General features: G+C 33.1%; 17 protein-coding genes. 5 read left to right on the top strand and 12 right to left on the bottom strand.

Annotation, left to right across the window (positions count from 1 at the left end):
• The first annotated feature begins 6 nt into the window (after positions 1-6).
• Positions 7-972, top strand: a complete 966-nt coding sequence (locus HQN62_RS15445; protein WP_173505048.1) for a glycoside hydrolase family 5 protein — start codon at positions 7-9, stop codon at positions 970-972.
• A gap of 107 nt (positions 973-1,079) precedes the next feature.
• Positions 1,080-3,194, top strand: coding sequence for an ATP-binding protein (locus tag HQN62_RS15440; RefSeq protein WP_173505047.1), 2,115 nt, complete (start codon positions 1,080-1,082; stop codon positions 3,192-3,194).
• A 133-nt stretch (positions 3,195-3,327) separates the two neighbouring features.
• Here the strand turns inward: HQN62_RS15440 and HQN62_RS15435 are convergent, their stop codons facing one another.
• Complete coding sequence (locus HQN62_RS15435) at positions 3,328-3,777, bottom strand: GNAT family N-acetyltransferase (RefSeq protein WP_116797576.1); 450 nt, start codon at positions 3,775-3,777, stop codon at positions 3,328-3,330.
• Between the two features lie 466 nt (positions 3,778-4,243).
• Here HQN62_RS15435 and HQN62_RS15430 point away from each other — a divergent pair, with 466 nt between their 5' ends.
• The 3 genes from HQN62_RS15430 to HQN62_RS15420 all read left to right on the top strand — a co-directional run bounded on the left by HQN62_RS15430 (position 4,244) and on the right by HQN62_RS15420 (position 8,081).
• Positions 4,244-5,611, top strand: a complete 1,368-nt coding sequence (locus HQN62_RS15430; protein WP_173505046.1) for an NAD-dependent succinate-semialdehyde dehydrogenase — start codon at positions 4,244-4,246, stop codon at positions 5,609-5,611.
• Positions 5,612-6,164: 553 nt separating this feature from the next.
• Positions 6,165-7,178 carry an outer membrane beta-barrel protein gene (locus HQN62_RS15425; RefSeq protein WP_173505045.1) on the top strand — a complete coding sequence of 338 codons (1,014 nt, stop codon included), beginning with the start codon at positions 6,165-6,167 and terminating at the stop codon, positions 7,176-7,178.
• A gap of 165 nt (positions 7,179-7,343) precedes the next feature.
• A complete protein-coding gene (locus HQN62_RS15420) occupies positions 7,344-8,081 on the top strand; it encodes a tyrosine-protein phosphatase (RefSeq protein WP_116797579.1) in 738 nt (245 codons plus the stop codon).
• A 239-nt stretch (positions 8,082-8,320) separates the two neighbouring features.
• On the opposite strand, the gene HQN62_RS15415 is transcribed toward HQN62_RS15420, so the two are convergent.
• Genes HQN62_RS15415 through asnB form a run of 11 tightly spaced genes read right to left on the bottom strand, consistent with a single transcriptional unit; the run spans position 8,321 to position 21,164 of the window.
• Positions 8,321-10,690, bottom strand: a complete 2,370-nt coding sequence (locus HQN62_RS15415) for a GumC family protein (protein ID WP_116797580.1) — start codon at positions 10,688-10,690, stop codon at positions 8,321-8,323.
• 7 nt (positions 10,691-10,697) lie between these two features.
• Positions 10,698-11,489, bottom strand: a complete 792-nt coding sequence (locus tag HQN62_RS15410) for a polysaccharide biosynthesis/export family protein (RefSeq protein ID WP_116797581.1) — start codon at positions 11,487-11,489, stop codon at positions 10,698-10,700.
• A 46-nt stretch (positions 11,490-11,535) separates the two neighbouring features.
• Positions 11,536-12,678 (bottom strand): DegT/DnrJ/EryC1/StrS family aminotransferase, encoded by a 1,143-nt coding sequence (locus tag HQN62_RS15405; RefSeq protein ID WP_173505044.1) that lies wholly within the window; start codon positions 12,676-12,678, stop codon positions 11,536-11,538.
• 1 nt (position 12,679) lies between these two features.
• A complete protein-coding gene (locus tag HQN62_RS15400) occupies positions 12,680-13,480 on the bottom strand; it encodes an FkbM family methyltransferase (protein ID WP_173505043.1) in 801 nt (266 codons plus the stop codon).
• Between the two features lie 59 nt (positions 13,481-13,539).
• A complete protein-coding gene (locus HQN62_RS15395; RefSeq protein WP_116797584.1) occupies positions 13,540-14,574 on the bottom strand; it encodes an ATP-grasp domain-containing protein in 1,035 nt (344 codons plus the stop codon).
• Positions 14,575-14,576: 2 nt separating this feature from the next.
• Positions 14,577-15,173: a sugar transferase gene (locus HQN62_RS15390; protein ID WP_116798492.1), complete on the bottom strand. Its 597-nt coding sequence runs from the start codon at positions 15,171-15,173 to the stop codon at positions 14,577-14,579.
• Complete coding sequence (locus HQN62_RS15385; RefSeq protein ID WP_173505042.1) at positions 15,166-16,320, bottom strand: glycosyltransferase family 4 protein; 1,155 nt, start codon at positions 16,318-16,320, stop codon at positions 15,166-15,168. The genes HQN62_RS15390 and HQN62_RS15385 overlap by 8 nt, the downstream gene beginning before the upstream one ends.
• Positions 16,320-17,390, bottom strand: coding sequence for a glycosyltransferase (locus HQN62_RS15380; RefSeq protein ID WP_116797586.1), 1,071 nt, complete (start codon positions 17,388-17,390; stop codon positions 16,320-16,322). Before HQN62_RS15380 ends, HQN62_RS15385 begins: the two co-directional genes overlap by 1 nt.
• A 14-nt stretch (positions 17,391-17,404) precedes the next feature.
• On the bottom strand, positions 17,405-18,280 hold the full coding sequence (locus HQN62_RS15375; RefSeq protein ID WP_173505041.1) for a glycosyltransferase family 2 protein: 876 nt from the start codon (positions 18,278-18,280) through the stop codon (positions 17,405-17,407).
• 2 nt (positions 18,281-18,282) lie between these two features.
• Positions 18,283-19,353 (bottom strand): glycosyltransferase, encoded by a 1,071-nt coding sequence (locus tag HQN62_RS15370; RefSeq protein ID WP_173505040.1) that lies wholly within the window; start codon positions 19,351-19,353, stop codon positions 18,283-18,285.
• Positions 19,353-21,164, bottom strand: a complete 1,812-nt coding sequence (gene asnB, locus HQN62_RS15365; protein ID WP_173505039.1) for an asparagine synthase (glutamine-hydrolyzing) — start codon at positions 21,162-21,164, stop codon at positions 19,353-19,355. The genes HQN62_RS15370 and asnB overlap by 1 nt, the downstream gene beginning before the upstream one ends.
• Positions 21,165-21,175 lie beyond the last annotated feature (11 nt).

The raw sequence follows: 21,175 nt of genomic DNA, 5'->3' as shown, positions 1-21,175 counted from the left end.
AGAGATATGAAATTAAAATCTAAAATTATCTTGTTTCTGCTGGCATTAAGTTTTAGCATAGCAAACGCACAATTCGTCAAAAAGCACGGGCAGCTTAGCGTAAAAGGAACTCAATTGGTAGATAAAAATAAAATGCCAATTGTTTTGAGAGGGGTAAGTCTTGGCTGGCATAGCATTTGGCCAAGGTTTTATAATGAAAAAACGGTAGCTTGGTTAAAAAAAGATTTCGATTGCACGATTGTTCGGGCTGCAATGGGAATCGAAATTGGGGAGCATCCTTATATGAAGGAACCCGATTTTTCTAAAGATAAAATCGAAGCGGTTATAAAAGGAGCCATCAAATCTGATATTTATGTAATCATCGATTGGCACAGCCATAATATTAACTTGAAAGAAGCCAAGGAATATTTTGATGGAATCTCCAAGAAATACGGAAAGTACCCAAATGTAATCTATGAGGTTTTTAACGAACCGGACTATGAAACGTGGCCTGAAGTAAAAGCCTATTCCGAGGAAGTAATCAAAGTGATTCGAGCCAATGATCCGGACAATATTATTTTGGTAGGAAGTCCGAGATGGGATCAAGACGTCAATTTACCAGCTGCGGATCCCATAAAAGGCTATACTAATTTAATGTATACCATGCATTTCTATGCGGCGACACATAAAAAAGAACTTAGAGACAAAACTGACGAAGCAATAAAAAGTGGCTTGCCAATTTTTGTTTCTGAATCGGCTGGGATGGAAGCTTCTGGTGATGGACCAATGAATTATGTAGCTTGGCAAGAATACATCGATTGGATGGAAGCGAGAAAATTAAGTTGGATTACTTGGTCCATTTCGGATAAAGACGAAACCTGTTCGATGGTAAAGAAATCTGCAAGTTCAGAAGGAAATTGGAAGGATGAAGACCTTAAAGAGTCTGGGTTGAAAACACGTAAATTTTTAAGAAAATACAATGGCAAGAATTAGTTTGTTTAACTTAAAAATCCAACTCTTCGACATGTTGGATTTTTTTTATGTTGTAAAATAAAACAGTATATTGCAACACTGTTTTTGACATAATTACTTGTAAATAAATGAAGTTGACATTAAAATTAACGACTTATTCTAAATTGGTATTGTTGATCATAGGGATTTGCTCGTTATTTTTATTACTGTTTATATCTCTTTATTTATACACTGTTCAGCAAGAAAAGGACGTCTTTAAAGCCAATTCTGATCAGTATAGAACGGAAGTAAATCGGTTATTTGATTTTAATTCAAAAACACAGATTGTTACCATAAATGATCTTACGTATTGGGATGCTTTGGTCAATTTTACAAAGTCAAAAGATACAACTTGGTTTAATAGGTATATAGTAAATGAATTTCCTACTTACGAAGTGGATTATATTGGGGTTTATAATTTAAATAAAAAATTTATTGTCAATACATCAAAATCTAATTTTAAATCCAAAGATTTTGTACCAAGTCAAGCAATGATGCATTTGTATAGAACCAAGTTTTCTCGGTTTTATATGCGGGTTCCCGAAGGGGTGGTTGAAGTATTTGGTGGAACCATCCACGCTTCAAATGATCCTAAAAAAGTAAAAACGAAGCCATCAGGTTATATGTTTATGGCGCGTCTACTGGATCAAAAATATTTTAAAAATTTAGAAGATATCTCCAGTTCCAAAATTCAACTTTTGGATAAAGTAGATATGGATACCATTGGGAACAAAAAAGTAACTTCTGTAGTAAAATTGAGAAATGCAGATAATATGGTAGTAGCCAAATTATTGTTTGAAAGACCTTCTCATCTTAATTTTGAAAAAACCAAAGAGTTGTTGTTGATTATAGTAATTGTAACCTTAATCAGTCTTATTGCTGCTGTTCATTATTCCAGAAAATGGGTGTATAAACCTTTGAAATTGGTTACTACTATTTTAGAAAGCGATCGTGAAATTTCAATCAGTCTCCTGAAAAAGGAGCCTGGTGAATTTGGTTATATTGGTAATTTGTTTGAAGATCACAGAAAGAATCGATTTCAATTGGAAAAATCAAAAGAAAAAGCCGAAGAAAGCGATAAACTCAAATCAACTTTCTTGGCCAATTTATCACATGAAATAAGAACTCCCATGAATGCAATTATTGGTTTTTCGGATTTACTGATGGATGATAAATTAAGTGATGAATTAAAAAATAAGTATCTGAAAATCATAAATACCAGTGGTAAAAGTCTGGTGTCTATTATTGAAGATTTGATAGAGATGTCCAAAATTGATGCCAAACAAATTGCACCAAAATTTAAAGGATTGAACATCGAAAAATGTTTAAACGAATTATATAATACGCTAAAAGTTACAATACCAGATGATAAAAACATAAAGTTCTATCAACTGGAAAATTGCGTTAAACTACCGAATGATGTTTTGACTGACGAAATTAAATTGAAACAAGTCATTGTTAATTTATTGACCAATGCCATAAAATTTACGGATAGCGGTCATGTTGCATTTGGGTATAGCATTTGTCCAAATAATAATTATTTGGAATTTAGGGTTGAAGATACTGGGATTGGAATTGGTAAAAAGGATTTGAAAGTCATATTTGACCGCTTCAGAAGGGTTGAAGATGATTATTCTATTTCGCTTAGTGGTTTAGGATTGGGATTGTCAATTTCCAAAGCCTATGTAGAAATGCTCGGTGGAGAAATTACAGTAGAATCGGTTTTTGGGGGTGGATCAGTTTTTAAATTCACTATTCCATTGTGTTATGACGAAACGGTTCATGAGGAAAATGATAGCGTGCCAGAAATAGCATATAATGAGTCTGAAAGCAAAACCATTTTGGTGGCTGAAGATGATAATATTAATTTTCTGTTGCTGAAAACCATATTGGAAAAGAAAAACCATATTGTTTTGAGAGCTAAAAATGGTCAGGAAGTTGTTGATATGAGCGCATCGGATTCGAATATTGATTTAATTTTCATGGATATAAAGATGCCTGTTTTGGACGGTTATGAAGCTTTTGAAATGATAAAAAAAGACAATCCAGATCGAATTGTAATAGCTCAAACAGCACATTCTTCAGGCGAAGTGAAAGAAAGTATTATGAAGGCTGGTTTTTCAGGTTATATCACCAAACCTCTTGATAAAGAAAAAATATTCGAATTAATTAATCAAGTATTTCAAAATAAGGCCATTTGTTAAGTTTGATCTTATTCGAAAAAAGAAAGAGGATTTCGTGTTGAAATCCTCTTTCTTTTTGACTCTATAATTTTATACCAAATGTTCATCAGGAATAGTCAAAACTTGCTAAATAATTGATTTTTGCATTTTGTTATTAATTCACTGCAAGGTCGTAACTATATAAAAAATCCTCCCTTATAAAGCCCATTTTATGGTACAATCCTTGAGCTACAGTGTTGTTTTTGGCAGTTCTTAATCGTATGTCATGAGCGCCTAACTCTTTGGCTAATTCAACAGTTTGTAAAATTAATTTTTCACCTATTCCTTTTTTTCGGGCAGAAGAGTCCACAAATAAGTCATTAAGAATAAGTATTCTATTGAGTGCCAATGAAGAAAAAGTTACATAAATTAGAGCAAAACCGATAAGTTTATCTTCATTTGTTTCATCGGAAGCGACAAAAATGGTAGCCTCATTGTTTTCTAATCGTTCCTTTAGATAGGCATAATGTTTTTCGTAATTGGATGGATTTTTATAGAAAACAGCATATTGATCAAAGAGATTCGTCAATTGATCTAAGTCCTGAGTAGTAGCTTTTCGTATCATAATGTGTTGGCTTTTAGTGGTTGGAAAACTAAATTTACAAAAAAAACTTTACTTTAAGGATATTGAAGTTTAGTTTCCAATCTTAATTTGTGAATTTTTTTTTAGTTTGTTTATTTTCTAAAAAATCTAAATCTACTATCTTCCGGAAGAGGTTTAACAATTAATCCTGAATATACGGAAAGTTCTGTGATTTTGTAATAAGCTGATTTTTGGTAAAAAACATTTAAGCAATAATATCTCTGGAAAAAAATGATACTGTGATTGCCTGAAAATTGGAGTAAAAGAAACAAAATTGAATATTGGTGTTATGACTATATAATTATAGTTTAGTGTAAATGATTGACTAAATTTGAATGTAATAAGTGGAAGTGAAATATATGTTTTGATGCTAAAAGCAATAAGTATATGAAGGTTTACAAAATACCACAACCTGATTTGGAATTAACAAAATTATCAAGTTAACAAAATGAATAATACAAATAAAATATTTAAATCTATAAATCCGTTTACGGGATCCATTATAGGGGAGCATGAAGTTTTAACCAATTCTCAATTGGCTCAAAAACTGGAATTGTCTCAATTGGCTTTCAAGAGTTGGCGAAATACGACTTTTATGGAAAGAGCTGATAAAATGAAAAATTTGGCTGGCATACTTAGAGAGAACAAAAACGAATTGGGATTGCTTATTACCAATGAAATGGGTAAAATTCTTCCTGAAGCAATTGCTGAGGTTGAAAAATCAGCTGGAAATTGTGATTACTATGCTGAAAATATAGAGAAAATGCTCAAAGATCAATATTATGACACGCCTTTCAAGAGCATGTCGGTTTATGATCCAATGGGTGCTGTGTTTGCTATTATGCCATGGAATTATCCTTTTTGGCAAGTATTACGTTATGCAGCACCAGCAATTATGGCGGGGAATGTCACTCTTTTAAAACATGCGCCAAATGTTATTGGTTGTGCGAAAGCTATAGAGAATATGTTTCTGGAAGCTGGTTTTCCAGAAGGTGTCTTTCAACAAATAAGCATTGATATTTCACAAGTGGAAAGTGTGATTGCTTCAGATATCGTTTCTGGAATTACTTTGACGGGGAGCGAAATGGCAGGTTCTTCGGTTGCTGCATTGGCTGGGAAATATATCAAAAAATCAGTGATGGAGTTGGGAGGATCGGATGCTTTTATTGTTTTGGATGATGCCGATTTAGAAAAAGCAGCTACAGTGGCTACGAAATCCAGAATGCTAAATGCGGGACAGGCTTGTATTTGTGCAAAACGCTTTATCGTTACTGAAAAAGTCGCTGATGAATTTACTGCACTTTTTGCTAATAAAATAACTGCTCTGCAACAAGGGAATCCATTGCAGAGTGGAATTGATATGGGGCCTTTGGCGAGAATTGATTTGGCCGAGAAGTTAAGCTATCAACTAGAAAATTCTTTAAGGCAAGGGGCAAGAATGGTAATGGGAGGTGAGCGTGATCATTGCAATTTTCAGCCTACGCTAATTGATTTTGTGGATACTAATAACATTGCTTTTAAAGAAGAAACTTTTGGTCCTTTGGCTACTATTATTAGAGCCAGGGATGAAAATGATGCTATTGCAATAGCAAATAATCACCGATATGGGTTGGCTTCGGCGATTTGGACCGAAGATAGAGAACGGGCGTATGCTTTCGCCAGAAGAATTGAAGCAGGTAATGTTTTTGTTAATTCTTTGGTTCGATCCGATTCTAGGATTCCTTTTGGAGGAATAAAAAAATCGGGATACGGAAGGGAATTATCCGAGATTGGAATCAAAGAATTTATGAATATGAAGTCATTGATTATTGAATAATGATTTTTATGAATACAGAAATTAGTAAACTATTTTATTTCTAATAAAGGAATATTTGGAATGAAATAAATTTTCAAGGAAGTTTTGTTTTGTCGATTTTAAAAACCTTAAACTCATACTTATTATTAGTGTGTGAGTTTAAGGTTTTTTTTGTTTTATCGATTTAAAGGAATGCTTTTATTTTGCTATTAGTCTTAATTTTTATTTTTATACATTTTTATTTATACCCCTATTTTTTATAGGGGTTGTATTTTTTTTGTTTTAAAATTTAGTCTAAAACTATGTTTTTTTAACTTTAAAATTTAAAACTACTTTAAATTTTGGTAGTATTTTGCAAAAACATGATTATTGAATTTATAATATAATTTAAAAAAAATAGGAAATACATATTATTTTTAGATGATTTTTGGATATCGATAATTCTTCTCTGAAAGTTTTAAAAAAATTTTTCTGTTAACGAAAAGTTAATAATTTCGTTCCAAGAAAAAAGAAAAAATAACCAAATTCGATTCAATTACCCTAATTGAATTACTAACTAAAAATCAGATTAAATATGAAAAAAGTAATTACTATTTTAGTGTTAGCCTTGACTACAAATTTTGCATTTGCACAAGATGCTCCAGAAACTACTCCGTTGCAAATTTCAGGTTCTGGAGATTTGTATTACAAGTATGATTTCGCAAAAACAGCAAATATTAAAACAAGTTTTGGAACAGACCAAAATTCAGTTTCTTTAGGAATGCTGGATATTGCTTTGAAGAAAACCATAAAAAAAGTGTCTTTTGTTGGAGAAATATCTTTCGGTCCAAGAGGGCAATATCAATCAATCCCAAATGGTGATGGAATCGATGCAAATTCCTTCCATATTCAAAATTTATATGCTTCTTATGCAGTTTCGGATAAATTAAGTTTTACCGCTGGATATATGGGAACTTATATTGGTTATGAGGTAATTTCACCTGTAGGTAATTTCTCTTATTCAACTTCATATTTGTTTACCAATGGACCATTTCAAAATGCGGGTGTTAAAGCCAATTATAAGATAACAGACAAATTTGGTGCAATGTTAGGGGTGTTTAATGACTCTTGGAATTCATACAAAGCCAATCCAGCAAAAGGATTAAATGCTGTAGGAGGTCAATTGTCTTATGCTTCTGGAGCAAGCAGTGTTTATCTTAACTTTATGGATGGTTCTGTAAGTGGCACTATTTTTGATTTAACAGCTACATTCCAACTTACCGATAAATTCAAGTTAGGTTTAAACGGAGCTGATTTTTCAAACGAAGGCGACGTAGGTTACACAGGAGCTGCGATATACCCATCTTATGCGTTTAGTGATGCTTTCGCTTTGGGAATACGTGCTGAATATTTTAAATACAAAGAAGGTTCTGGAGATACTGATGTAACAGCTTTTACTTTATCAGGTAACTATAAAGTAAGTGGATTGACTATTATTCCTGAGTTTAGAATTGATACCAATTCAGATGATGTTATGTTTGTTAATTCGGATTTGGCTCCTACTAGTTCTGCTTCTCAAGTACTTTTGGCCGTAGTTTACGGATTCTAATTGAAAGCTATTCTCAAGTGAGTTTAGACTGATAAATATTAAAAAATATTTTTTTTTTGCTGTCAAGATCCTTAGTGGTTTTGGCAGCTTTTTTTGTTTAGGACTTATTAGTTATGGTTTGTTTAATTTTTACTTCCTTTGTAGTTCATTTTTAAATAGGTTCAATTGTTTTTATTTTTCAAAAATAAAGCTGTGCTAAAAGATTTGATTCCGTCGAATCATGTAGATATTCATTCTCATTTACTGCCAGATATTGATGATGGTGCTCGCACTTTTGAGCAAACACTTGAGTTGGTTCAAGCACTTCAAAGTTTTGGAGTTTCACAGTTTATTACCACTCCTCATATTATGTACCAAGTTTGGGACAACACAAAAGAAAGTATTCTTGCAGTTAAAGATCAAACAATATTTAAGCTGGAAAAAAATGAAATAAGAGTTCCTTTTCGTGCGGCTTCAGAGTATTTGATGGATACTCAATTTGTAAAACTTTTTCAGACAGGAGAGTTGTTGACTTTGAAAGATAATTATGTATTGGTCGAGATGTCATATATAAATGCACCGATGCAATTGTATAATATACTTTTTGATTTGCAGGTGGCGGGCTATATTCCTGTTTTGGCTCATCCCGAACGGTATACTTTTTATCATAATAATTTTGATGAATATGTAAAATTGAAACGGGTCGGCTGTTTGTTTCAGCTAAATCTGTTGGCGGTTGTGGGATATTATGGGGAATCAATCGCTAAAATGGCCGAACAATTACTGCAAAAAGGTATGTATGATTTTGTGGGATCGGATGTTCATCATAGTAAGCACATAGCTTCTTTTGAGGAAAAAGTAAAACTGAAAGATGTGACAGCACTCAAAGAAGTGATATCGAATAATCAGTTTTTTAGAATGTAGTAGGGTTTATTTTTTTTGTAATTATTTAATTTAAAGCAAAATATCTTTCCAAACATGAAGCTGTTGATTTGTGAGTGAGGGATAAAAGTAAGCTACCGAAGTAGCACGGATAGCCCGACAGCAATAAAAAAAGAGGCAACTAGCACGTGTGGCGAGTTGGCCTCTTTTTTTATTGGTGACACTCCCACACTAGCTTAAATAACTGAGGAAGTAAAAGGTTTTTATTGATTTTTTGTTTTTTATTTAGCCCATAATTTTTTGTACCAAGGTCTTTTTTTGGCTTTTATGCCGTAACCGTAACCGTAACCATAACCTTTTGTTGAATCAGTATCGTTGAGTAGTAAGCACATATTAGGCAACTTTTTTTCCATATATAAATCATTGGCTATATTTAACATTCGTTTTTCCAGAAAATTGGCTCGAATGACAAATAAGAAGCAATCGGCATGTTTTGCTATTAAGAGGGTATCAGTTACGAGACTTACGGGAGCGGTATCAACAATTATGTAATCGTACTGGGCTTTGATGGTTTTGAATAAGGTATCGACTTTTTGGCTCAATAATAATTCGGCCGGATTGGGCGGAATTAAACCTGCCGGTAAGATATAAAAGTGTTCGTAACCTTTTTGTTTGATGATTAAATCTTCCAAGGGTATGTCTTTGTTTGAGAGGTAATTGGTGAGTCCTTGATCTGGTAAGGAAATGTAATCGTCTAGTTTTGGGTTTCTAATATCCATTCCTATAAGCAATACTTTTTTACCGGATAATGCAAAGGTTGCCGCTAGGTTCACTGATACAAACGTTTTACCTTCTTTTGAAAATGTCGAGGTTAGGAACAGGGTTTTGGCCTGATTTTCTGGAACTTTACTGAGCATGAATTCCAGATTGGTCCTAATGATTCGTAAGGCCTCGGCAGAGCTGGTTCTGCTTTCTGACTTTATGATTTGGGTATTTGCATCGGATGTTGGGATATCTCCGAGATATGGAATCGTAGTTTTTCCTTCTAAATCGAGGCGACTTTTTATTTTGGTATCCAATAAATCGATGAGGTATATAATTCCAAAAGGAATTAGAATTCCAATTAAAAAAGCAACCAAGTAGATGATTTTTTTCTTGGGTGCTACAGGAAGATGGGAGGCTTTTGCAGCGTCTATTACTCTTGCGTTAGGCTCTGTAGCTGATAAAGAAATAGCTGTTTCTTCTCTTTTTTGAAGGAGATATAAATAGAGTTCCTCCTTTATTTTCTGTTGCCTGGCAATGACTTTAAATTGACGTTCTTGAACTGGAATTTTTTCAATCTTGGTATCCATAATTCCTTTATGGCTGTCTAAATCTCTTTTTTGGATAATTAAACTGGATTTTAAACGGTCTAGACTCGCGAGAAGGTTTTGTTTTAAAGATACAATTTGTTGATCCATTTTCAAAACGGTTGGATTGGCAGGAGTTGCCGATTTTAAGATTCTATTGCGGTCCAAAACCAACTCATTATACATATTGATTATGCTTGCGGCATCCTCTTCCCCGCCTATAAGGTTGGTAGGAAGCAAATCGGTAGTGTTACTTTTTTTGATGTAGTCTAGCATTGAGTTGACTACATTAAGTTGTATTTCCGTTTCTACTGCTTTTTTGTCATAAGTATTTGATCCTTCTATAAAAAGTTTGGCTTCCGAATCGATGTCGGTTAGGTTATTAGTCTTTTTAAAACTTTCAACATCCTGTTCTACACCGTCCAATTCTCGTGTGATTAACGACAGCCTTTCGGCTATGAATTTTGAGGTGTTTTCGGAAATTTGGTTTTTATCGGTAATGGCATCTTGATTGTAAATTTGGATTAAATTATCCAAGAAAATTTCTGCTTTTTCATATACGGGATCGACCAATGATAATTCTACGACGCTACTGGTTTTACTGAGCGGATTTATAGTAAGTCTATTCCTAAAACCGTCCACAACTTCATCCATTGGATTTACTTGTATGGTAATTTCCCGATTGGTTGCTTTAAATAATTTGCTTGGATTTTTAGTTATGACCAAATTCCAATTTTGAGTTGTTATAAGTTCTCCATATTGAAATTCATTTTTATTTAATAAGCTATTTTTAGATGATTCACTGTCAAGTTGGTTTTCTAATTGAAAAGATGTGGGTGAAATTTCTATAAAGCGAAGCGTTGTATTGGTCTCATAAAATTGAACCGACTTTGGGATAAAATGAATGTTAATGGGTTTTTCTTTAAACATTTCAGAATAAATAATGTTCCCTTTGATGAATATCGAAATATTCAGATGCAGTTTTTTTACTGTATTTTCTATTAACGTTCTTGATTTTAAAATTTCAGTTTCGTTATCGAGGTTGTTTTTTAAACCGCTTTCAATTCCCATATCCGAAAAAGCGGAAAGTTCAGATAACATACCGCCTTTTTTTTCATCTTTTACCAAAATTATGGCTGTAGCTTTGAATTGAGGTGTTGTATAGCGCAAGTAAATAAAGGCTATAATAAAACTTATAAGGGTTCCAATTAAAAACCATCTCCAGTGAATTAAATAGTGATCTATGAAGTTTCGTAATAGAAATTCTCTATTCTGATTTTCATTTGAAGGATTTCTTTCCATAGAAGGATTATTTTGAGGTCGTTACGATCAAAGTTATTAATGTAATCAATAAGGAAGTGATTGAAATTATGACTCCTGTGTTTGGACCTACTGCCGATCCGTTAATCTTATTTTTATTGGGTTCTACATAAACAACATCATTCTGTGCCAAATAGTAAAAAGGAGAATTCATGAAATCAGCTTTTGTAATATCAATTCTGTTATAGGTTTTTACGCCGTCAATTTCTCGTATAATTAAGATGTTATCACGTTTTCCATAAATGGTTAAATCTTTAGCCATCGATAAAGCTTCAATTAGGGTCACGCGTTCCGATGAAATAGTATATGTGCCTGGTAATGTTACCTCTCCCTGTACCGAAATTTTAAAATTCATGATGCGAAGATTGATGATGGGGTTCTTGATATAGACCGAAATTTTGTCTTGCAAAAGTTGTATGACTTGCGACCTTGCCATTCCACTTACTTTTAATCGTCCTAAAATTGGGAAATCAATAAATCCATTGGAATCGACCAAATACAATTGGGTAGTTTGAGCACCGGCAACATCTTGTTTGTTTGGATTTACAGTTGTGTAAGTTTTTAAATTAAAAGGAGCTGCAATTTCGGAATCTTCTGCAGAAACGATAATCATAAGCAAATCATCGGGTTGTATTTTTATTTCATATGAATTGGTTTTTTCTTGTAAAGAAGTTTTATCAATATCTTGATAGTAAACTATATCTTTCCGAGAAGCACAGGAAAAAAGGAGTAGGGTTAGACATAATAAAGATATTTTTTTAAATGATAAAGTTGAATCCATATGTTGATCTATTTTTCGAAGTCAATATTTAATAATTCTAACCGAATTATCCCAATAATTTTTGCAAAACAGTGCCTATTCGATCTCTATCCAAATCAGTTAGATTAGAACCTGAGGGTAAACTCAGTCCGTTTTCAAACAGTGTTTCGGCAATTTTATTTCCATAAAAAGGATAGTTTTTATAGAGCGGTTGCAGATGCATGGGTTTCCATAAGGGTCTGCATTCTATATTGGAATCCAACAACGTCAATCGGATGGTCTCCCGATCGATTCCATTTTTGGTTTCCTTAGGATTTACAAGTATGGAAGTCAACCAGTAATTGGCGAAGTAATCTGGATTTGTTGTAGAATAAACAGTAATTCCGGGAATGTTTTCAAAAAGGGATACATAAAAATCATGCATTGCCCTCCTTAAAGTAATATGTTCATCCAATACTCTCATCTGTCCTCGACCAATGCCTGCGCAAATATTGCTCATCTGGTAATTATATCCTACTTCGCTGTGTTGATAGTGAGGAGCTTCATCCTTTGATTGTGAGGCTAGAAACTGAGCTTTTTTCTTTAATTGATGATTTGAGGTAACAATTGCGCCACCTCCAGAAGTGGTTATGATTTTGTTTCCATTGAATGAAAAAACGCTGATGTCTCCAAAAGTGCCACATTTATTTCCTTTGTAGCTACTGCCCAAAGCCTCTGCACTGTCTTCAAGAATAGGGATGTTGTATTTGTCGGCAACAGCTCTTATTTTTTCTATTTGATATGGAATACCATATAAATGAACAGTAATGATTGCTTTTGGTATTTGTCCTTTGTAAATACAGTCCACAATAGCATTTTCTAAAGCAATCGGGCAAAGATTCCAAGTTTCAAGCTCGCTGTCGATAAATACGGGAGTTGCACCTTGATAAAGAATAGGGTTTGCCGATGCCGAAAAGGTGAGTGATTGGCAGATAACAACATCACCTGTCTTTACTCCCAAGAGAATTAGACCCAAATGGATAGCTGCAGTTGCTGAGCTGAGAGCCGTTACAAAAAGACCATGGGATAGATATTTTTCTAAATCATGTTCAAATTCGGTTATGTTTGCTCCCAATGGTGCAATCCAATTAGTGTCAAAGGCCTCATGAATGTAATTGAGTTCAGTTCCTCCCATGTGTGGGGATGATAGCCATATTTTTTGGTTGTTCATTTTAATGGTAATATTGGAAGAATATATTCGGGGTTTTTTTATTTAGATAATCATTATAGTCAATAATCTCTTCTAATTTGTCGTTGTAGATCGTATAATCATATTTTTTAAAAAAAGTTAAAATATTTTTAGCTTCATTTTGGATCTCTACCATTATTTTTGGTCGATGATTAGCAATAGTATTTTTAAATCCTTGTAATACATTCCATTCATATCCTTCAACATCAATTTTCACAAAATCGGGTAAACGAATAGCTTTTTCATAATAACTGTCTAAAGTAATTACTTTTGCTTGAGTAACAATCATCTCCGAAGAAGTTTCGGCGGATAATTTTCGACTGGATAAAAACCCATCGAAGTTCTTAATGAATGAATTATTTTGGCCAGATATGGGGTCTATATAAAAATCAAAAGTTCCATTGACATTTCCGGCTCCGACATTTTCTACAGCTATGATTTGTTGTGTTTTTTTTTTCAGAAACCCAATGTTTTTTTTTAAATAAAATAAATTAAGCTCACTGGGTTCAAAAACATCAATTTTTCCTGTTTCTCCAACTAATATGGAATATAAAGTAGTGAAATAACCAATATGTCCACCAATTTCCAAAACATAGTCACCTTTTCTAATCCATTTTTGAAATATTCGGATAGTGTTTTCTTCTCTTTTTTTCCCAAAGTACCAATAGCCTTTATGATGATAGGTGTTTATGAGGAATTTTTTATTTGTATAGTGATGGGTAATAGTTGTATTTATAGCTGTAGCCTTAAGTGTTTTTAGAAAAAGTCTTCTAATTATATCCATTTTTTGTTGATATTTTATTCATTAAAATTCTAAAATAAACAAGATGGTAGTTAGTAACGTTAAAGGGTTTTTTTATCAATTGTTATTTTTTCGGATTTGTTGGTATTGAATTTTATTTCACGAACAGAATCATAATCTCGAATCAAAATTTCATCATCATAGCGTAACATCATTAGATTTTCCTCCCAATCTTCATGATAAGCTAATTGGGATTCTCCCAGTATATATTCTTGTATAATCCATTTTGGATAGTTTCCTCCTGCAAGGTAGCTTAACGGAAATCCACCGCTAAACCGGGGGTTAATTTCGATACCATAAAGTATTTCTGTTTCATTATTGACAAATAACTGTAAAGATATACATCCTCTTAATCCTGAAATGTGTTTGAACTTTGAGGCAATTTCATCAATAAACCAAGTTCTTCTTGTTATGGCCTTATTGACTTCACCTGCGCGAATTTCCAGTCTCTCCCTAGGAATCAAACATTTTAGATTATTTGTTTTGTCAAAATACATATCGATGGTATATTCTGTAAAATCGGTATGCTCCAAATACTCAAAAAATAATAATTTTTCATTTGAGAAATGATAAGCTGTCAATTCTGATTCCTTTTTTACAATATAATTATCAATACTTCGACTACCGTCGATTGGCTTTATATAAAGCGGTAAAGTGAAATTGTCTTTGTCAAATTCTTTGGCATAATTAATTCCTAATTTTTTAAAAAAAACATTGGTAAGCCTTTTGTTTATTAATGTTTCGATATTCTCATAATCCGAAATTAGGATTTCGATATGGTGTTTTTTGAATAGATCTATGTTTTGAGATAAAACAAGTAACTCAGGATCAATCGTTGGTATGATTAGTTTAATGTTATTGTCAATTGCAATTTGAAGCAGATCGTCAATATAATTGTAATGGGTAACTGGGGATACTTTAAAGTAACCATCAGAAACTCTGCAAGCAGCTGATTTTTCAGGTGAGGAATCAGTGGTATATACTTTTGAATCCGAAAAAATAAGTTTCAGTTCAGTTTTAAACGAACGAACAAGGGAGACTCTTTTTCCTGCACAAGTGATTAAGATGTTACTCATAGTTAATTTTTACCGTTAAACGATTCTGTCGTTGTTGTATTGGTTTTCAGTGGTATAAGTACCTTTTTTAGAGTTAAAAATACAATTTTTAAATCCAAAAAAAAGCTTTTATTTTCAATATACCATAAATCATATTCAAATTTTGTTTGCCAAGAAGTGATATTTTCTTTATTGACTTGAGCCCATCCAGTCATACCAGGTTTCACTTCATGGCGTCGTTTTTGAGTTTCATTATATAAAGGCAAATATTCGGGTAATAAAGGCCTTGGTCCCACAAGACTCATGTCACCTCGGATTACATTGATGAGTTGAGGGATTTCATCTAGTGACATTCTTCGGGCAAAGTTGCCTAATTTGGTCATTCTTCTGGAATCGGGAAGTAAGTTTCCATTAGCATCTTTTCTATTAGTCATAGTTTTGAATTTAATGATATGGAATATTTGGCCATTTTTTCCAGGTCTTTTTTGAATGAAGAAAGGTTCTCCTTCATTTGCAATAAAAAGCACAATTGTAATAATTAAAAATAATGGTGCAAGTAACACTAGGTTTATGCTTGCTAGAATTATATCAATTATTCTTTTGAAAAAAGGATTATACATGACCTTCCAGTTTTTGATATTCATCTAAAAGGGCTTTCCAAACCACAATTTGTTCAAATCGAGAAACAACCATTGGTCTTGCATTTTGGTGTAAATAACTTCGCAGATTAGTGTCTGAGATTACTTTTTTCATTGCCATAAAAAGTGCAACAGTATCTTTGGGAGGAATTAAAATTCCATTTTTGTAATCTTCAATTATTTCATTGCAACCATTGATATTTGTTACAATGCTTGGCAAACCCATTGCACCTGCTTCCAAAACGGCATTGGGAAAACCTTCGCGATAACTGGGAAAAACCAAAACATTTGAAACTGCATAATAGGGACGGATATCTTTTTGAAATGGTACAAAAATTACTCGCTCATTATCTTTGATTTCAAATAATGTGTCATTATGGAGTGGGTCTAATTCTGATTCGAAAAAACCAACTAATAACAGTTTAGCATGATTAAATTCTGATATAATTTTTTGGAAAGCAACCACCAGTTCATTTATGCCTTTATCACCCGTCAATCGACCAACATACACAAAAACAAAATCATCGGGGTTTATTCCTAAAGTTTTTTTTAATTGGAACAAAACCTCATTTGATATTTTCTCTGGATTGAAAAATTGGGTATCTATCCCATTGGTACTGCCGTTCGCGATAATTTTTATTTTTTCAGGTTTACAAAAACCTTCTTGAATAATAATATTTTTCAACCCTTTGGAATTAGGATAAATTTTGGAAGCGCAGGAGTAGGTTATTTTCTCTACAAAATTCAATAGTTTTCGTTTACCACCATTAGTTTCCAGTAAAGGCAGACCTGCAACAGTATGTAAACGATGCGGAACACCGGCCAATTTTGAGGCAATCATCCCGATTGTTCCGGCTTTAGGAGTATGTGTATGAACTATTAATGGTTGTTCTTTTTTGAGATAACGATACAGTTGCCACAACGCTTTTAAGTCTTGCCAAGGCGTTATTTTTCTGGTCATTTCTACTACATAAACAGGAACATTTTGTGATTTTCCCACTCTTTCTAAGGTTTCTTTATCTGATGAAATTGCAGTAACTTCATAATAATCCTTCATAAAAAGCAGTTGATTGTTTAACAGCTTTTCAAGAGAAATTGGAACGGTAGTGATGCGGGTGAGTTTTTTCATTATTGAAGTTCTACTTCTATAGTTACAATGAAATTTTCTATGGATCTTTCCTGAAGAAAGGATTGAAAAAGAATGCTGTTTTTGGAGTGATCATCACTCAACGATTTTAATATTGCCTTGCTTAAATTTATATCATTTGCAGTTTCGACAGTTGAAATTCCAGGGATCAAATCGATCTCATCTGTGCATTTTGTCGAAACCACATGATTATTTTGTGACATCATTTGTAATAAAACATTCGGAAAACCTTCTATTCTTGACGAAACCACACAAACTTTGGCTGCTTTAAAATAAGGATAAACATTTGAAACATGACCTTTTAAAATTACTGAGCTTTCTAAATGGAGTTCTTTTATTTGAAGTTCTAAATTTTGTCTTTCTTTGCCTTCCCCCAAAATAATCAATAGTAAATCAGGATGTGTTTTTGCGATTTCTTTGAAAGCATTAATCAAAATATCAAATCCCTTTTCTGGTATTAATCTTCCGGCGCTTACAATGAATGGAAACTCGATATGTAAAGCTTCGGCTGTTTTTATTGGAATTAAATTAACCGGATTGGGAATAACTTTAATATTTATTTTTTGATCAATCCAAGGCAAATTGGTAATCAAATCCTTTTTCATCTGTTGGGTTTGACAAACTAATAAGTCAAGACTCGGATAACCCAATTGGTACATTTTTTCATATAAAAAGAGTTTGTAACCATTAAAACGCTCAAATATTCGAGTAGATTCTCTCCCTATAAAATGTTTTTTTTGAATGAGTCCCAAACGAACAAAAACTCCTACCATACCGGTAACAAAAACGTGTGAGGTAAATATATAATCGTACTTTTTTTTAGGTTTTATCAAAAGATTCCAAGCATAAAATAAAGCACCCCAATATTCTGAGTCTGTATTTTGATATTTTAATTGGATAAATCGATTGTCTATTGTCCATTCCTTATTCGTTTTGTGCTTCAAAAATTGTACTTCTACCAATGCATCCGAATAATACTGAGCGATCATCTTTAAGATTTGCTCGGCGCCTCCTAAAGTGTCGTTGGGTAAAATGATCAGTATTTTTTTCATTTAATAAAATCAGATTATTTTTGTTTTAATCTAATGTAACCATTCAAAAGCAGGCCAAATGGGAATGCAGATACAATCAAAAAAGGACTCTTGGTTTGTTTTAAATAGTTGATATCTTTTGCAAAAAGGGAGCAAGAAATCAGATGAACCATATTCTTAAATCGCTCTTTCATATTAGTGCTTAAATTAATTTTAAGGATTCGATGTAAAGCAAAACCTCTCGGATTATTGCGATACAGCGAAAATAGGTTTTTTGTAAAACCATCTTTTTGATAATTAACAATGACAAATATTTCGTTAATGGGTTTGAGAACATAGTCTTGATCAATTAATCGATACAAATAGCCAGGAGGAATGAATTTTTCTCCTTCAATGATTGGATATGGTGCGTATTTTTGTATGACTTCGGTGCGATAGACTATTTTTTTATCTCCTTTTACACCATGTTTATGGTATAAATCTGAAAGGGTGCTTTGAATTATGTTTTTCGGAAATTTGGTACCAATTAAATTTCCTTTGAAATCACTGTCCAATCCTACAATTCCTGCGAATTTGGAATCTAAATTTGGAATGCTTTTCAAGATTAATTCCACAGCATTATTTGGCATATAATCATCCGAGTCAATACTGACATTCCACGATGTTCTTATATTGGCATAAGCGGTATTGTGAGCGCCATTCATCCCTTTGTTTTCTTGATGGATATACAGAATTTCTATTTTATTTTCTTTAATCCACGACTGTACTAATGAACTTGTGTTATCGGTTGAGCCATCATCAATAACCATCCAAATAAAACTAGAATGGGTTTGTCTTACCAGACTTTCATAAAGTTGGTACAAACAATATCCTCTGTTGTAAGTGGCCGTAAAAATGGTTAATGCTTTCATCGTCATGCAGATAAAAACAAAGTTTCGTATTGATTTAGAATACTTGATTTGTCGAATTTTTTGGAGACACTCTGGATGACGTCTTCTGCTTTTATTTTTTGAATGAGTTCCAAATTATTTAAAATCGAAAGCATTTCAGTTTCATTTTTTGCCAAATAGCCATTGATACCGTTTTGGATAATTTCTCTTGTTCCTCCAGGAGCTTCAAAGGCCAAAACAGGAGTTCCCACAGAACAACTTTCGAGTAATGCATTTGGAAAACCTTCTACATAGGAACCTTGCAAAAAGAAATCATGCTGTTGCATTTCACTTAAAATATTAGATGTAAAAGGAATAAAATGAACTTTCTCTTCCAATTTTAGTCTCAGGACTTCTTCTTGAATAATCTGACATTCGTTTTCCAATCCAGTTCCAATTATGGTATATTGAAAATCATATTTTAGTTGGGATAATATTTTTAAAATACGCAAATGTCCCTTGATCCAACTCATTCTCCCAACAGTAATGAAGCGTATGGTACCCGATTTATTTTTAGGTTTTACGGTTTGGATTTCGTTTATAATTGGGTTGTTTATAACGGTGATTTTGGATGAATCAATGGCCAGTTTTTGAACCAAATCAGTTTTCATATCATGGCTTTGGCAAATGATGACATCCAAATATGGATACAATTGTTGCATCAAAAAAAACAACAGACGATTTTTTTCCTGCGGAAATTCATTCACTACAGAAACGATATTGGTTTCCCTGATGATGAATTTTATTTTGGAAAAAAATAAACTAAAAAGCCCCATTGTACTGTTGATATGACCAGAGGAACTAAAAACAATATTTGGTTTTTCTTTTTTTATCATTTGTAACAATAAAGGAATGGCTTTTAAATATCTGGATTTGTTAAGGAAATGGGTCTCGATGTTTTGAATGTCATAAATAGCATCTTTCTCAAAACCAATAACGATTAATTTTACTTCAAATAAAGTTGTGTTTATATTCTGAGCCAGAAAAGCAGTTATGCGTTCAGCTCCACCTGCTTTCAAAGTGGGAGCAACAAATAGTATTTTTTTTCTATCCATTATTTTTTAAAATAGCCAAATTCCTGATACCATTTGGATAACACATAAACCCGCCAGATATAGGAGGAGTAATCCTGTTTTCCGTTAAGATGGTTTTGAAGCATTTTTTTGAATTTTGGAACATTCAAATTGGGAACTTGCTCCAAAAAAGCATCAGGTAAATTTTGAAGAAATTCTTCTTTTAATTCATTGCGGATCCAAGAATCCATTGGAACTGAAAATCCTTTTTTGGGCTGTTCAAAAACATCTTCAGGTATATACTCCTTCAAAATATCTCTCAGAATTCGTTTCTTTCTCCCTTTTTGGTACCGATAAGAAACAGGCAATGTTCTGGCCAATTCTATAATTCTATAGTCTAAAAAGGGACTGCGAATTTCGACTGAATAGGCCATACTGGCTCGATCCACTTTTACATTGCTGTCGTTCTCCAACCATAATTTGATATTTAAGTCGGCTGTGGCTTGATGTAAATCTTCGGATTTTTTTTTAAATCCATTATAAAAAGAAAGCCAATCTAAATTCCGATTTTTTAAAAGCGAATTATAACCAACAAATATTCCTGCTATAAAATCGTGTTTGGATTTTGTTTTTAAAATTCGTTTCAAGGGTTCGGTTCTTTTTCCTAAAACATCAAAAATCAACAGGTGGCTTGTCAAAACTCTTAAGTAATAAGGCATTTTAAGAAGCATCTTGAATTTGGAAACCCAATCAAAATGATTGTAACCCAAAAAGCTTTCATCTCCCCCGTCACCGGACAAAGCCATCGTTACCTGTTGCTTGGCCATTTTATTCAATAATAGGGAAGGCAATGCCGAGCTGTCTCCAAAAGGTTCATCATAAACGGAAACTAACTTAGGAATTAGTTTCATGATATCTTCTGGTTTACAAATGGTCTCAAAATGTTGGGATTTGATAATTGTTGCAAATTGACTAGCAATTTTACTTTCATCATATTTTGGGTCTTTGAAGCCAATGGTGAAAGTATGAATCGGTTCTTTTGAAATTTTTGAAGCAATACTGGAAACCAATGCGGAATCAATTCCACCCGAAAGGAAAGTCCCGAAAGGAACATCAGCCTGCAACCTAATTTTTACTGCATCTTGTATTAGCTCGTGTAGCTTTTCTTTGGCTTCGTCGTATGTTAATTTCGATATTTTGACAGGCTCTAAATCCCAATATTTTGATATGGAATACCGTTTTGTTGTTAAATCAATTTCTAAATTATTTCCTGGAGGTAATTTGTGTACATCTTGAAAAATGGTAAATGGACTTGGAATATAAGTACAATCCAAATACATAGAAATAGCTGCTTCATTCAATTTTTTATTTTGGCAAATGGGACGTAACTGACTGCAAATTTCGAATTTTCCGTTGCTCCAAGAAAAATAAAAAGGTTTGACACCCAAACGATCTCGCGAGCAAAATAGCTTATTTGAAGTTGCATTGTAGACGGCAAATGCAAACATTCCATTTAATTTTGGGACTATTTTTTCTCCCCATTGTCGGTACCCTTTCAATAAAACCTCTGTATCTCCAGTGGTGCGAAATGTATGACCAAGTGCAATTAATTCCTCTTTTATTGCTGCAAAATTGTATATCTCGCCATTAAAAACGATTGTAAATTCTTCAAATTGCATTGGTTGATTGGAACGAACATCCAAATCGACAATAGCTAAACGTAGATGTCCAAAGGTCAGATCACCTTTTTTTTGGATTCCGGTATTATCAGGGCCTCTAAATTGTATGGATGCTAGTTTGTTTTTGACCTCTTCTTCTACAAAGGGAATATTAGTTACATAAATACCACACATATTATTTGGGG

It is taken from the genome of Flavobacterium sp. M31R6 (assembly GCF_013284035.1).
In the GTDB taxonomy this organism is placed as follows: domain Bacteria; phylum Bacteroidota; class Bacteroidia; order Flavobacteriales; family Flavobacteriaceae; genus Flavobacterium.
Note: the sequence above shows the minus strand (reverse complement) of the source record. Positions and strands in the feature narration are given on the sequence as shown.